A 13572-nucleotide genomic window follows, 5' to 3' on the forward strand; every position below is an offset into this window, starting at 1 on the left:
ACGATAGGAATCAAGCGATGGACCGCCCATGAACCTGACCCCCCGCGAAAAGGACAAACTGCTGATCGCCATGGCGGCGATCGTGGCGCGCAAGCGGCTGGAGCGCGGCGTGAAGCTCAACCATCCCGAGGCGATCGCGCTGATCACCGATTTCGTCGTCGAGGGCGCGCGCGACGGCCGGGCCGTCGCCGAGTTGATGGAGGCGGGCGCCCATGTGCTGACGCGCGACCAGGTGATGGAGGGCATTCCCGAGATGATCCACGACATCCAGGTCGAGGCGACCTTTCCCGACGGCACGAAGCTCGTGACCGTGCACGAACCGATCAGGTGAGACCATGCTGGACCTTCGACCGAACTGCGAATGCTGCGACTGCGACCTGCCGCCGGAAAGCCCGCAGGCGATGATCTGCACGTTCGAATGCACCTTCTGCGCCGATTGCGTGACGACCGTTCTGGGCGGTGTCTGCCCGAACTGCGGCGGCGACTTCGTGCGCCGGCCGATCCGGCCCGCGGCACTGCTCGCAAAATATCCGGCATCCACCAGGCGGGTCCTGAAAGCCGAAGGCTGCGGGCCGGCTGCAGCAGCGTGAGGAAAGAGCCATGATTCCGGGTGAAGTCATCGCCGCTTCAGGCGATATCGAACTCAATGCCGGCCTGCCAGTCACCACCTTCGACGTTTCCAATACCGGTGACAGGCCGATCCAGGTTGGCAGCCACTACCATTTCTACGAGACCAATCCGGGCCTCGCCTTCGACCGGGAGAAGACGCGGGGCCTGCGCCTCGACATCCCCGCCGGCACGGCGGTGCGCTTCGAGCCGGGACAGACCCGCACGGTCCATCTCGTCCCCTTTGCCGGCAAGCGCGAGATCTACGGTTTCCGCCAGGGTGTGATGGGGAAGCTCTGACATGGTGACGCGCTTCCGCCTCCTACTTGCCGCGGCGTTTCTTCTGCTCTCCGCCCCGCTGGCCGTCGCCCAGGACGGCGAGCCGGAGGTCGATTGCGATAACGCCCAGGCGCAGATCGAGATGAACATCTGCGCCGACCGCGACTACCAGGCTGCCGACGGCGAGCTGAATGCCGCCTACAAGGCGGCCATGGCCGCGGCACGCGAGATGGACGAACAGGCCGGGGAGATGGGCGAGCACTATGTCGGCGCCGTCGATGCGCTGAAGCGCGCCCAGCGCGCCTGGATCGGCTACCGGGACGGCCAGTGCGAACTGGCCGGCTTCGAGGCACGCGGCGGCTCGATGGAGCCGATGCTGGTCTCCGGCTGCCTTGCCGATCTGACACGCAAGCGCACGGCCGAACTGAAGGCCGTCTCCGCGATCTCCGGAAATTGAGGAGGCTGGCGGTGTCGCGCAGGATCGCCATCGTCGGAAACGGTCCCGTGCCCGAAGGGCTCGCCGAGACGATCGATGCCGCCGATGTCGTGATCCGCTTCAACGACTGCCGCTCCATGGGGCGCGGCGGCGAACGGACCGACATCGTCGCCGTCTGCAACACCGGCCGTCCGGCCCTGGCGATGCTGGGCGGCGGACGGTGGAAGACGAGTGCCGCCGTGCGGCAGGCGCGCGAGATCTGGTGCGTGCGGACGGCGGAAATGTTCGCCGCCATGCGCCCGGCCCTTGCCGAGAGCCATCCCGATCTCGACGATTTCTGCGACGATTACACGCTCGGCTTCGAGACGTTCGCGCGCGCCACCGGCCGGCGGCTCGCTGTGATCCCGGCCGCGGTGCACCATGCGCTCGATGCGGCCTTGGCCGCCTTCGACCCGCCGCCCTATGTGGTGCCGAGCTCCGGGCTGATCGTCATCGCCCATGTGTTCGACAGCGTCGCGAAGGCGGGCGAACGCGTCTCCATCGCCGGCTTCGGCCATGAGGGCTGGCAATGGCACCCCTTTGCCGCGGAACGGCGCTGGGTGGATGCCCAGGTCGCCGCCGGCCGCCTCGATCGACTGGAGCATTCCCGACGCCGGAGCGATGCCGCTCCGGCCGGCAAGGCTCCAGACCATATGAACACGACTCCTGTCTCCCGGGGAAGCTGACCATGTCCTACAGAATGTCCCGCGCCGCCTATGCCAACATGTTCGGCCCGACCATCGGCGACAGGGTGCGCCTTGCCGATACCGAACTCTTCGCCGAGGTGGAAAAGGACTTCACCACCTATGGCGACGAGGTGAAGTTCGGCGGCGGCAAGGTCATCCGCGACGGCATGGGCCAGAGCCAGGCGACGCGTGCCGAAGGGGCCGTCGATACGGTCATCACCAATGCGCTGGTCATCGACCATACCGGCATCTTCAAGGCCGATGTGGGCCTGAAGGACGGCCGCATCGCCGCCCTCGGCAAGGCGGGCAATCCCGATACGCAGCCCGGCGTCACCATCATCGTCGGTCCCTCGACGGAGGTGATCGCGGGCGAGGGCAAGATCCTCACGGCGGGCGGCATGGATGCCCATATCCACTATATCTGCCCGCAGCAGATCGAGGAGGCGCTGGCGAGCGGCATCACCATGATGCTCGGCGGCGGCACCGGCCCGGCGCATGGCACGCTCGCCACCACCTGCACCGGCGCCTGGCATATCGAGCGCATGATCGAGAGTTTCGATGCCTTTCCGATGAACCTGGCGCTCGCCGGCAAGGGCAATGCCTCGCTGCCGGCGGCCATCGAGGAAATGGTGAAGGCCGGGGCCTCCGCGCTGAAACTGCACGAGGATTGGGGCACGACGCCGGCGGCGATCGACTGCTGCCTTTCCGTCGCCGACGACTACGACGTGCAGGTGATGATCCATACGGACACGCTGAACGAAAGCGGCTTCGTCGAGGACACGATGGCCGCCATCAGGGGCCGCACCATCCATGCCTTCCACACCGAGGGGGCAGGCGGCGGGCATGCGCCGGATATCATCAAGGTTTGCGGCCATGCCAATGTCATCCCGTCCTCGACCAACCCGACGCGGCCCTACACGGTCAACACGATCGCCGAGCATCTCGACATGCTGATGGTCTGCCATCACCTGTCGGCGTCGATCCCGGAAGACATCGCCTTTGCCGAGAGCCGCATCCGCAAGGAGACGATCGCGGCGGAGGACATCCTGCACGATATCGGCGCCTTCTCGATCATCTCGTCCGACAGCCAGGCGATGGGCCGCGTCGGGGAAGTGGCGATCCGCACATGGCAGACCGCCGACAAGATGAAGCGCCAGCGCGGTCGCCTTGCCGGCGAGACGGGCGAGAACGACAACCTGCGCATCCGCCGCTATATCGCGAAATACACGATCAACCCGGCGATCGCCCATGGCCTCAGCCACGAGATCGGCTCGATCGAGGTCGGCAAGCGGGCGGACCTCGTGCTGTGGAATCCGGCCTTCTTCGGCGTGAAGCCGGACATGGTGCTGCTCGGCGGGGTGATCGCCATGGCGCCGATGGGCGACCCGAACGCCTCGATCCCGACGCCGCAGCCGGTGCACTACCGCCCGATGTTCGGCGCCTTCGGCAAGATGCGCACCAATTCCTCCGTCACCTTCGTCTCGCAGGCGGCGATCGATCTCGGCCTGCGCGAGCGCCTCGGCGTCGCCAAGCAGCTCCTGCCGGTGCGCAATACCCGCGCCATCTCCAAGGCCTCGATGGTGCTGAACGACCTGACGCCGCATATCGAGGTGGACCCGGAGACCTACGAGGTGCGGGCCGACGGCGAATTGCTGACCTGCGAGCCCGCGACCGTGCTGCCCATGGCGCAGCGCTACTTCCTTTTTTAGGCGCTCGTGCAGCCGGCCCGGCCTTCCCGCAAAATTCCTTAACGGAAGTTTCAAAACGAGGCAGTTAAACTTCTAGCGAAGGTATTAGCTGAATCTGAAAGAAAGTGCCGTAGGGTCTCCTTGTTCATTGTGGAGAGATTTATGCGTGGCAGGCTGGCCCTTTGGCTGAGGGCCCAGTGGGAGGCGGGTGTCTTCCAGACACGGGCCGATATTTCGATGTTCGTGCTGAACACCGTCCTGGTGGCCATCACGCTCGCCACCGCGGCCTATCTGATGGTCGCGGCAATCCTCGCGAATTTCCATCTTCTCCCCTATCCCTTTGCCTCTGCCCTCAGTTTCGGCACCCCCACGACGGTGCTGATCGCGGCGAGCGTATCGGCCCTGATCGCCTGGCTTATGGGAATGGCGATCCATGAAATGGCGCTGTCGCGCGCCAAGTTCGAGCGGCTCAGCCGGCTGGATTCGCTGTCGGGCCTGCTGAACCGGCGGGCCTTCATCGAGGATATGGCGGAGAAGAAGCTCAACGGTTTCTTCGTGCTGTTCGATGTCGACCGGTTCAAGCTCGTCAACGACGTGCATGGCCATGCGGTGGGAGATGCCGTCATCGTCGCCGTCGCGGAGGAGCTGGAGCGGGTGTTCGCGTCCCCCCATCTCGTCGGGCGCCTGGGCGGCGAGGAATTCGCCGTCTTTATCGAGAACGACGACCGCGGGGATTGCAGCCTGCTGGTGGAGGAAGCGCGCCGTTCCGTTGCCGCGCGCCGGGTCACGGGCGCCAAGGGTCCGCTCGGCATCACGCTGTCGGCCGGTATCGCCGACCGGCCCGTCGGCCGGCGGTTCGAGGCGGTCTTCGAGGCCGCGGATCGGGCGCTCTATCTCGCCAAGTCGCTCGGCCGCGACCGGACGATCCACGAGGACGAGGGCGAGGGGCTGCTGGAGCCGAGCCGCCGCGTCGCGGCCGGCGGGCGCCGGCGCTGACGACGGCCTACGCCAAATGACGTATGCCGTGCTTCGGCGGTTTCCTTGGCAGGGCAAACATGCTTTTGTCGGCGGCACTTGATCCATCAGACCCGAGGCCGCCCCTTGCCCCATCGCTCCACGGAAATCCTGCCGCACGGAACCGGCGGTACCCGCACGCCCATCGATGTCGTCGTGCTCGCGCATGACCAGCGCCATGTGCGCCGAAAGCTGCTGCACATGCGCAGCGACGATGTCGTGATGCTCGATCTCAAGGAGCCGGTGCAGCTTGCCCACGGCGATCTCCTGCTCACCGAAGCAGGCGAGGTGATCGAGGTCATCGCCGCCGCGGAGGAACTCTATGAGGTGACGCCGAAGGATCGGTTGCATCTCGTCGAGCTTGCCTGGCACCTCGGCAACCGGCACTTGCCGGCGCAGATCGAGGACGCCCGTATCCTCATCCTGCGCGACCATGTCATCCGCGACATGCTGACGGGGCTTGGCGCTGCGGTGCGGGACGTCGTCGAACCCTTCCATCCGCTACGCGGCGCCTATCACGGCACGGGACACGGACACCACCACCACGGCCATGGCTGACATGGCGTCGCCCGCGGCGCTGCTGCGCCTGATGACCTGGCTCTCGCCGGCCTTTCCGGTCGGCGCCTTCTCCTATTCCGGCGGCCTGGAACAGGTGGTGGACGACGGCGATGTCAGGGATGCGGAAACGCTCGGCGCTTGGCTTTCGAGCCTTCTGGCGCATGGCAATCTCTGGAACGACGCGGTGCTGTTCGCCGAGGCGCATCGCGGCTGTGGGGATGCCGGGCGGCTGGCGGCGGTCGCTGAACTCGCGGAGGCGCTGTCCGGTTCGGCGGAGCGGCATCGCGAGACCATGCTGCAGGGCGAGGCCTTCCTCGCCGCCGCGGCGAGCTGGCCGCATCCGGTGCTGGTGGCGCTCGGGGCCGCGGCTGCCTATCCGGTGGCCGTCGGCGCCGTTTCGGGCGGCCATGGCATTGCGGCCGAGGCGGCGCTTACCGCCTATCTGCACGCGGTCGCCTCGAACCTCGTCTCGGTCGCCATCCGCTGCGGCGTCGTCGGCCAGCGGGGCGGCGTGGCGCTGCTGGCCGAGCTGGAGGAACCGATCCTCACGCTTGCATCGGCCGCCGCCCGCTCGACGCTCGACGATCTCGGCTCGGCCACCATCCGGGCGGATATCGCCAGCCTGCGGCACGAGACGCTGGCGACGCGGCTGTTCCGCTCATGATGGCGCTTGCGGCGGCCCGCGGCGCGGCGCAGATTTTCAATGACGGGGTGGCGGTGTTCCCGGCCGGCCATCCCGGATCTTCCGGAGGTTTCCCATGACATCGAAGAACGGTCCCCTGCGCGTCGGCATCGGCGGTCCCGTCGGCTCGGGCAAGACGGCGCTTACCGAAAAGCTCTGCAAGGCGATGCGCGAGCACTATTCCGTCGCCGTCGTCACCAACGACATCTACACGAAGGAGGATGCCGAGGCGCTGGTGCGCATGCAGGCGCTGCCGTCGGACCGCATCGTCGGCGTCGAGACGGGCGGCTGCCCGCATACGGCGATCCGCGAGGACGCCTCGATCAACCTCCAGGCCATTGCCGACCTCAACCAGCGGTTCCCCGATCTCGACGTGGTGTTCATCGAATCGGGCGGCGACAACCTGGCCGCCACCTTCTCGCCCGATCTTGCGGACCTGACGATCTATGTCATCTCGGTCTGCCAGGGGGAGGAAATCCCGCGCAAGGGCGGGCCGGGCATCACGCGCTCGGACCTGCTCGTCATCAACAAGAAGGACCTCGCCCCCCATGTCGGGGCCGATCTCGATATCATGCAGCGCGACGCCGAACGCATGCGCGCCGCCCGGCCCTTCGTCTTTTCCGATATGAAGCGGGGGGAGGGCGTCGGACGAATCGTCGACTTCCTGCGCGTCGAGGGCGGGCTCTGATCCCGCCCCGGCTACGGTATTTCAGATCCGGCGAAGGGCGTCGGGGTCGCCGATATGGACGAGGCGCCCGCGGACATTGACGCCATGGCCCCGCAGCATGGAGAAGGCGCGCGACAGCGCCTCGGGCGCAAGGCCGAGTTTGCCCGCAAGCAGGCTCTTCTGGTAGGGCAGGCGGAAGCTGGTGGCCTTGTCTACCGGGCACTGGGCGAGCAGGTAGCGCGCCACGCGCTGCGGCGCGGTGTGCAGGCGGTCGTCGGCAAGGCTGGCAAAGGCCCGCGCCAGCTGGCCGGTCAGCGCATTGGCGAGCGCCATCGCCAGATCCGGTCGCCGCCCGGCGATGTCGCGCACGCGCTTCAGGTCGAAACGGGCGATGAGGGAGGGTTCGGCGGCCTGGGCGGTTGCCCCGTAGCGGCCGCCGTCGAGCACGACGCTGGCGCCGATCAGGTCGCCGGGACCGTAGAGCTCCACATCCGCTTCCCGGCCGTCCGGGTCGAGCTTGTAGACGCGCACATAGCCGGAGAGAACGGAATGCAGCATGTCCGCCGGCTCACCCTCGCGAAACAGCAACTGACGCGGCGGCAGGTTTCCGATGGCCGCTATCTCCATCATCGCCGCCACGCTCTCCACGCCAAGGGCGGACAGGAGGCCGGAATTCAGCAGGGTTTCCCGCTCCCGGGCACCGGGTTTCATCAGCCTGTTCATCGATCTCACTCCATGCTCCCGCAGGCATCATCGGTCTTCGATGAAAGAACGATAGTCGAGGAAGGGGAAGTCTTATTTGATTTCGATCAATGAACGCGAAAACGGCCGGTTCGACGCCTGTCGGACCGGCCGTTTGTTTCGCCTGGCGACTATTCCGCGGCGAGCGGCGAGTGATGCACCACGTTGAACGGTTTTCGCCCGCCGTTCTTCTTCTCGAGCGCCTCGATGCGCTTTTCGAGATCGGCGACATCGCGGCTGGTCTGATCGGCAAGGCGGGTCAGCGCTTCCGGCTCCATGGCCAGCAATTCATCGTCCTTCTTGCCGACGAAGCGGCCGAAGGTCCAGGCGAGCAGGCGGGACAGATCGTCCATGATGAGGAAGAAGGACGGCACGACGACGAGCGAGAGCACCGTCGAGACGATGATGCCGCCGATGACGGCGATCGCCATGGGCGAGCGGAAGGAGCCGCCTTCGCCGACGCCGAGCGCCGAGGGCAGCATGCCCGCCGACATGGCGATGGAGGTCATGACGATGGGGCGGGCGCGCTTGCGGCCGGCCTCGATCATCGCGTGCACCCGCTCCATGCCGTGGTGCATCATCTCGATGGCGAAGTCGACGAGCAGGATGGCGTTCTTTGTCACGATGCCCATCAGCATGAGGATGCCGATGAGGACGGGCATGGACAGCGCGTTCTGCGTCAGGATCAGGCCGGCGGCCACGCCGCCGATGGCGAGCGGCAGCGACAGAAGGATCGTGAACGGCTGGATCACGTCCTTGAAAAGCAGGATCAGCACCATCAGCACGAGCAGCAGGCCGAGCAGCATGGCATTGGCGAAGGACTGCTGCATTTCCGCCTGGATCTCGGCATCGCCGCTCTCGGCGAACTGCACGGTCGGCGGCATGTCGATGCTGTTGGCGATCTCCTTGAAGCGGGCGGTGGCCGTGTCGAGCGCCACGCCCTGCTTGAGGTCTGAACCGACCGAGACGACGCGGTTGCGGTTGTGCCGCTTCACCGAGCTCGGGCCTTCTGAATAGTCGATGTCGGCGACGCTCGACAGCGGCACGATCTGACCGCTCGCCGTCTGGATCTTCAGGTTGCGGATGGCCGAGAGGTCGGCACGGAACGTGCGGTCGACCTGAACGCGGATCGGGATCAGGCGATCGTCCAGCGAGACCTTGCTGAGCTGGGAATCGATGTCGCCGATCGTGGCGACGCGCACGATTTCCGAGATCTGCGCCGTGGTGATGCCGAGGCGGGCCATCTGGTCGTCCCGCGGGCGGATCTGCAGTTCCGGCCGCGGCAGCGAGCCTTCGGAGCTGACATTGGCCAGAACCGGATCGGCGCGCAGCTTCGATTCCAGCACGGCGACGGTGTTGTTGAGGTCCGCCTCGTTGTTGGACAGGAGGTTGAAGGCAAGGTCGCGTTCGCCGCGATCGTTGAGCTTGATGATGCGCACGTCCGGAATGTCGCGCAGGTCCGCGAAGATCTCCCGCTCGATGTCCCATTGCGGCCGCAGGCGGCCCTTCGCCTCCACCTTCGGCAGATAGGGACCGATGACCGGGATCCGGCCGGCGACGTCGTTCACCAGCTTGTGGGTGAGGGAATGTTCGAGCTTGTCGAGGATGACGGTCACCGAGGCGCGACGCAGTTCGAGGTCGCCCTTCGGCGAGGAGCCGCCGAGCACGAAGACGCTTTCGACGCCGTCGATGCCCTTGATCCGTTCATAGATCTGCGTGGTGGTGCGGTCGGTATCGTCAAGCATCGCATCCGGCGGCAGCTCGACGGAGAGAACGATGCGGGAGGCGTCTTCCGGCGGCAGGAAGCTGCCGGGCACGGTGGAAAGCAGCATAACCGAGCCGACGAGGAAGGCGATGGCGGCAAAGAGCGTCGCATAGCGGGCATACCATGTGCCCGTCGTCTTGCCGATCAGCCAGGTATAGAAGCGCATGAAGGCGCCTTCCTTCTCCTCGCCATGGCCGTCGGCATCGCCGGAGCGCATGAGATAGGCGGCCATCACCGGGGTGATGAGGCGTGCCACCGCAAGGGAGAAGAACACCGCCACCGCGACCGTCAGGCCGAACTGGATGAAGTACTGGCCCGGAATGCCCGGCATGAAGGAGACCGGCACGAAGACTGCGATGATGGTGAAGGTCGTCGCGATGACGGCAAGGCCGATCTCGTCGGCAGCCTCGATCGCGGCCCGGTAGGGCGTCTTGCCCATGCGGATATGCCGGGCGATGTTCTCGATCTCCACGATCGCGTCGTCGACGAGGATGCCGGTCGCCAGCGTCAGCGCCAGGAACGAGACGAGGTTCAGCGAGAAGCCGAGCATGTCCATGACGAAGAAGGTGGGGATCGCCGAGAGCGGCAGCGCCACGGCGGAGATCAGCGTCGCCCGCCAGTTGCGCAGGAAGAGCAGCACGACCGCGACGGCGAGGAGGGCTCCTTCCAGCAGCGTGTGCAGCGCCGCTTCATAGTTGCCGTAGGTGAAGTAGACGGCGTCGTCGACGAGGTCGATCGAGACATCGGGATATTGCTTGCGCACCGTGTCGAGCGAGGTGGCGACGGATTCGGCGACCGTCACTTCGCTGGCGCCCTTCGAACGGAACACGGCGAAGGTGACGACCGGATTGCCGTTGAAGCGCGAGAAGGAGCGCGGCTCCTCATAGGTATCGGTGACCATGCCGAGCTCGGAGAGCCGCACGAAGCGGCCGTTCGGCAGGGCGATCATCGTGCTGTTGAGCTTTTCGACGGAGCGGGCGTCGCCGAGCGTGCGGATCGCCTGCTCGGCGCCGGCGACCTGGCCGCGGCCCGAGCCGACATCGGCATTCATGCTGCGGATCTGCCGGTTGACGTCGGCGGCGGAAATGCCGAAGGAATCGAGCTTGCCCGGATTGAGATCGATGCGCACCTCGCGGTCCGCGCCGCCGAAGCGGTCGATCTTGCCGATGCCCGGCCGGCCCTGCAAGGCGCGCTTGACCTTATCGTCGACGAACCAGGAGAGCTCCTCGAGCGTCATGTTGGGCGAGGAGACGGCAAAGCTCTGGATCGCCTGGCCTTCCACGTCGATCTTGGTGACGACGGGTTCTTCCACGGAGGCCGGCAGGTCGCTGCGGATGCGGTCGATCGCGTCCTTGACGTCCTGCAGCGCCTGGTTGGTCGGCTTCTCGATCTCGAAGAGCACGGAGGTGACCGAACTGCCGTCGGTGACGGTCGACATGATGTCGTCGACCCCCTCGATGCCGGCGACCGCGTCCTCGATCTCCTTGGTGACCTGGACCTCCAGCTCGGCCGGGGCGGCACCGCTCTGTTCCACGGTGATGGCGATGAGGGGAACGTCGATATTGGGGAAGCGCGTGATCGGCAGGGCATAGAAGGACTGGATGCCGACATACATCAACAGGAAGAATGCGAGCAGCGGCGCAATCGGATTGCGAATGGACCAAGCTGAAAAATTCATGTCCCCAAAGTCCTCGGTAAGAGACCAGACGTTCTTATGTGTGCCTGCAGTTCCGGGCGCAAACCATGGCGCGCCTTGGCCGGACCTGCTCCAGGCATCCGGCCCCTTCCCGGATCACCCGCCATGCGACCAGGCGCCCCAGCCCGGCATTTTCCGCCTTGGGCGGAAGCGGCTCCGCCACAGCGGAGCCTTCATGTCATTTCGTGGCCGAGGCCTGCACGGCATGCACCGGATTGACGCGGTCGCCGTCGCGCACATAGGCGCCGGCCTTGGCAACCACCTCGTCGCCGGCGGCAAGGCCGCTGACGATCTCGATCACCTGGCCGTCCTGGATGCCGGTCTCGACCGGCACCAGCGTGACCACGCCGTTCTCGACCTTGCGGGCGACCGTCTTGCCGCCTGCGGTCGTGACGGCGGAAAGCGGCAACACGATGCCCTGCTTCTCCTCGACGACGATTTCGGCGCTCGCGAACATGCCGGCGCGTGCCTTGCCGGGCTCGTCGAAGCGGATATAGACGCGGCCGAGGCGGCTTTGCGGGTCGAGCGTCGGCTCGATGAGACGGATCGTGCCGGTGAGCGTGGCGGCTCCGCCGGCGAGCGTGACGGTCGCCTTCTGGCCCGGTGCGAGCTTGAGGATGCCGTCCTCGGAAACGTCGGCCTTCAGCTCGATCTCGCCGTCGCGGATGACGGTGAAGAGCGGTGCGGCGGCGCCGCTGGCGATGGCGCCGACCTTGGCCGTGCGGGCCGAGACGATGCCGGCGACCGGCGACTTCACCGCGGTGCGGGCGAGCTTCAGGTCGATATCGTCGATCTGCGACTGGGCGACCTTGATGTCGGCCTGGGAAACGGCGATGGCCTGTTCGGCGGAATTGACGCGGGCGAGCGCCGCATCCGCAGCGGCGACGGCCTGGTCGACGGCGGCCTGCGACTGCGAGCCGGACCTGACGAGCCGCTGGGCCCGGTCCCGGACGCGCACGGCCTCGTCGGCATTTGCCTTGGCCTCGACGAGCTGGGCCCGGATCTGCGCGAGGGCGGCATTCGCCTTGGCAAGCGAGGCCTCGGTCTGGCTCTTCTGCAGAACCAGCGCATCATCGTTCAGCGTGGCGAGCGTGCCGTCCGCCTCGACCCGGTCGCCGACGTCGGCGGCAAGCGTGCGGATGGAAAGGCCGTCGACGAGCGGCGTGACATAGACATCCTCGACCGCCTGGACCGAGCCGGTGGCAAGCACGCGGTCGACGAGGGCGCGCGTCTCGGCGGCGGTGACGACGATTGCCGGGAGGTTTTGTGTCTGCTGCTTGTCGGCTTCACCTTCGGCCGGATCGGCGGCGAAGGCGAAAAGCGGGGTCACCGCCAAGATTGTCGCGACGGAAAAAGAGAGTATTTTCCTGCGTCCAGAAGCCATAGGCCGAACTTTCCCAAAAGCATGACATTATGATCTCGGTCCGGACGTTGTTCTTGAGGTTCTTGCCGGACCCTATTCCCTAGCTATATGGCGGACACGGAACGGCTCCCCAGCTCCTCCACGCTCCCGCTGCGGTCTATGTAATCGGCGCGCCTTGCCCTTACAAGAGGCAACGAAATGGTGCCTCATTATTTTAGGCGTTTGGCATTTCCATGGCAATCGCGACGGGCTGTCGCAGGGAACCATGGGTTTCTACAGCCGCAAAACACAACGTGCGGGGCAAGGCCCCGCACGCTTGGCTTGGTACAAGGCGTCGATTATTTCAGTGCTTCGTCGGTGACCTCGTGCGTCCAGGCGCCTTCCGGCTCCTTGGAGATGACCGGATCGGAGCCGCCGGCGAGCAGCGAGGCGACGGTGCGCTTGTAGTCCGCCTCGTCGAGCGCGCCGTTGGAGCCGGCGGTCAGCTTGGCGATTTCGCCCATCATGCGCTTCTGGTGCGCCTCGGTCTGCGCGCCGGTCGAATCGTTTTCGAGAACGATGTCGGCGGCTTCGTCCGGGTTCTCCTCGGCATATTTCCAGCCCTTCATGGAGGCGCGCACGAACTTGACCATCTTTTCCTTGAAGGCCGGGTCCTTCAGCTTGTCCTCCAGCACGTAGAGGCCGTCTTCCAGCGTTGCGACGCCCTGGTCCTCGTATTTGAAGGTGATGAGGTCCTCCGGCTTGATGCCGGCGTCGATGACCTGCCAGTATTCGTTATAGGTCATGGTGGAGATGCAGGCGGCCTGCTTCTGGATCAGCGGATCGACGTTGAAACCCTGCTTCAGGACCGTCACGCCGTCCGGCCCGCCGGTGGTCGGGATCTTCAGGTGCGCCATCCAGGAGAGGAACGGATATTCGTTGCCGAAGAACCAGACGCCGAGCGTCTTGCCCTTGAAGTCCTCCGGTCCCTTGACGCCGGATTCCTTCAAGCAGGTCAGCATCATACCCGAGGACTTGAAGGGCTGGGCGATGTTGACCAGCGGCACACCCTTTTCGCGGGCGGCAAGGGCGGAGGGCATCCAGTCGACGATGACGTCGGCGCCGCCGCCGGCGATCACCTGCGCGGGCGCGCTGTCCGGGCCGCCCGGCTTGATCTCGACGTCGAGGCCTTCCTCCTCGTAAAAGCCCTTGTCCTTGGCGACGTAATAGCCGCCGAACTGGGCCTGCGTGACCCATTTGAGCTGGAGCGTCACCTTGTCGGCGGCCTCCGCCTGGAATGCGGCAAGCGAGAAGGCGCTTGCCAGGAGCGTGCATGCGATCGTCTTTTTCATGTCAGTTCCCTCTTTCTTTCT

The 13572-nt window shown here is 65.9% G+C and carries 14 protein-coding genes; 10 read left to right on the top strand and 4 right to left on the bottom strand.

Going from position 1 to position 13572, the window contains the following annotated elements; translation table 11 throughout:
* Positions 1-28: 28 nt before the first annotated feature.
* From EV665_RS22430 to ureG, 10 genes are all read left to right on the top strand, one after another.
* Positions 29-331, top strand: a complete 303-nt coding sequence (locus EV665_RS22430; protein WP_064331014.1) for an urease subunit gamma — start codon at positions 29-31, stop codon at positions 329-331.
* 4 nt (positions 332-335) lie between these two features.
* Entirely contained in the window at positions 336-590 is a 255-nt protein-coding gene (locus EV665_RS22435) for a DUF1272 domain-containing protein (RefSeq protein WP_133035764.1), read from the top strand.
* 10 nt (positions 591-600) lie between these two features.
* Entirely contained in the window at positions 601-906 is a 306-nt protein-coding gene (locus EV665_RS22440; RefSeq protein WP_133035765.1) for an urease subunit beta, read from the top strand.
* A 1-nt stretch (position 907) separates the two neighbouring features.
* Entirely contained in the window at positions 908-1342 is a 435-nt protein-coding gene (locus tag EV665_RS22445) for a lysozyme inhibitor LprI family protein (RefSeq protein WP_133035766.1), read from the top strand.
* Positions 1343-1347: 5 nt separating this feature from the next.
* Positions 1348-2046: a Urease operon accessory protein gene (locus EV665_RS22450; protein WP_133035812.1), complete on the top strand. Its 699-nt coding sequence runs from the start codon at positions 1348-1350 to the stop codon at positions 2044-2046.
* A 2-nt stretch (positions 2047-2048) separates the two neighbouring features.
* Positions 2049-3755, top strand: a complete 1707-nt coding sequence (gene ureC / locus EV665_RS22455) for an urease subunit alpha (RefSeq protein ID WP_133035767.1) — start codon at positions 2049-2051, stop codon at positions 3753-3755.
* A gap of 141 nt (positions 3756-3896) precedes the next feature.
* Positions 3897-4730 (top strand): GGDEF domain-containing protein, encoded by an 834-nt coding sequence (locus EV665_RS22460; RefSeq protein WP_133035768.1) that lies wholly within the window; start codon positions 3897-3899, stop codon positions 4728-4730.
* 105 nt (positions 4731-4835) lie between these two features.
* Positions 4836-5306 (top strand): urease accessory protein UreE, encoded by a 471-nt coding sequence (ureE, locus tag EV665_RS22465; RefSeq protein ID WP_133035769.1) that lies wholly within the window; start codon positions 4836-4838, stop codon positions 5304-5306.
* Positions 5299-5970 (top strand): urease accessory protein UreF, encoded by a 672-nt coding sequence (locus tag EV665_RS22470; protein WP_133035770.1) that lies wholly within the window; start codon positions 5299-5301, stop codon positions 5968-5970. The genes ureE and EV665_RS22470 overlap by 8 nt, the downstream gene beginning before the upstream one ends.
* Before the next feature lie 94 nt (positions 5971-6064).
* Positions 6065-6676, top strand: coding sequence for an urease accessory protein UreG (gene ureG, locus EV665_RS22475; RefSeq protein WP_133035771.1), 612 nt, complete (start codon positions 6065-6067; stop codon positions 6674-6676).
* 21 nt (positions 6677-6697) lie between these two features.
* Here the strand turns inward: ureG and EV665_RS22480 are convergent, their stop codons facing one another.
* The 4 genes from EV665_RS22480 to EV665_RS22495 form a co-directional block, all read right to left on the bottom strand.
* Positions 6698-7378 (bottom strand): Crp/Fnr family transcriptional regulator, encoded by a 681-nt coding sequence (locus EV665_RS22480; protein ID WP_064331006.1) that lies wholly within the window; start codon positions 7376-7378, stop codon positions 6698-6700.
* A 149-nt stretch (positions 7379-7527) separates the two neighbouring features.
* Complete coding sequence (locus EV665_RS22485; RefSeq protein ID WP_133035772.1) at positions 7528-10839, bottom strand: efflux RND transporter permease subunit; 3312 nt, start codon at positions 10837-10839, stop codon at positions 7528-7530.
* A 196-nt stretch (positions 10840-11035) separates the two neighbouring features.
* Positions 11036-12241: an efflux RND transporter periplasmic adaptor subunit gene (locus EV665_RS22490; protein WP_133035773.1), complete on the bottom strand. Its 1206-nt coding sequence runs from the start codon at positions 12239-12241 to the stop codon at positions 11036-11038.
* Positions 12242-12558: 317 nt separating this feature from the next.
* Positions 12559-13551, bottom strand: a complete 993-nt coding sequence (locus EV665_RS22495) for an ABC transporter substrate-binding protein (protein WP_133035774.1) — start codon at positions 13549-13551, stop codon at positions 12559-12561.
* Positions 13552-13572 lie beyond the last annotated feature (21 nt).

The sequence above is a fragment of the Shinella granuli genome (assembly GCF_004341885.1).
Classification (GTDB): Bacteria; Pseudomonadota; Alphaproteobacteria; order Rhizobiales; family Rhizobiaceae; genus Shinella; species Shinella granuli.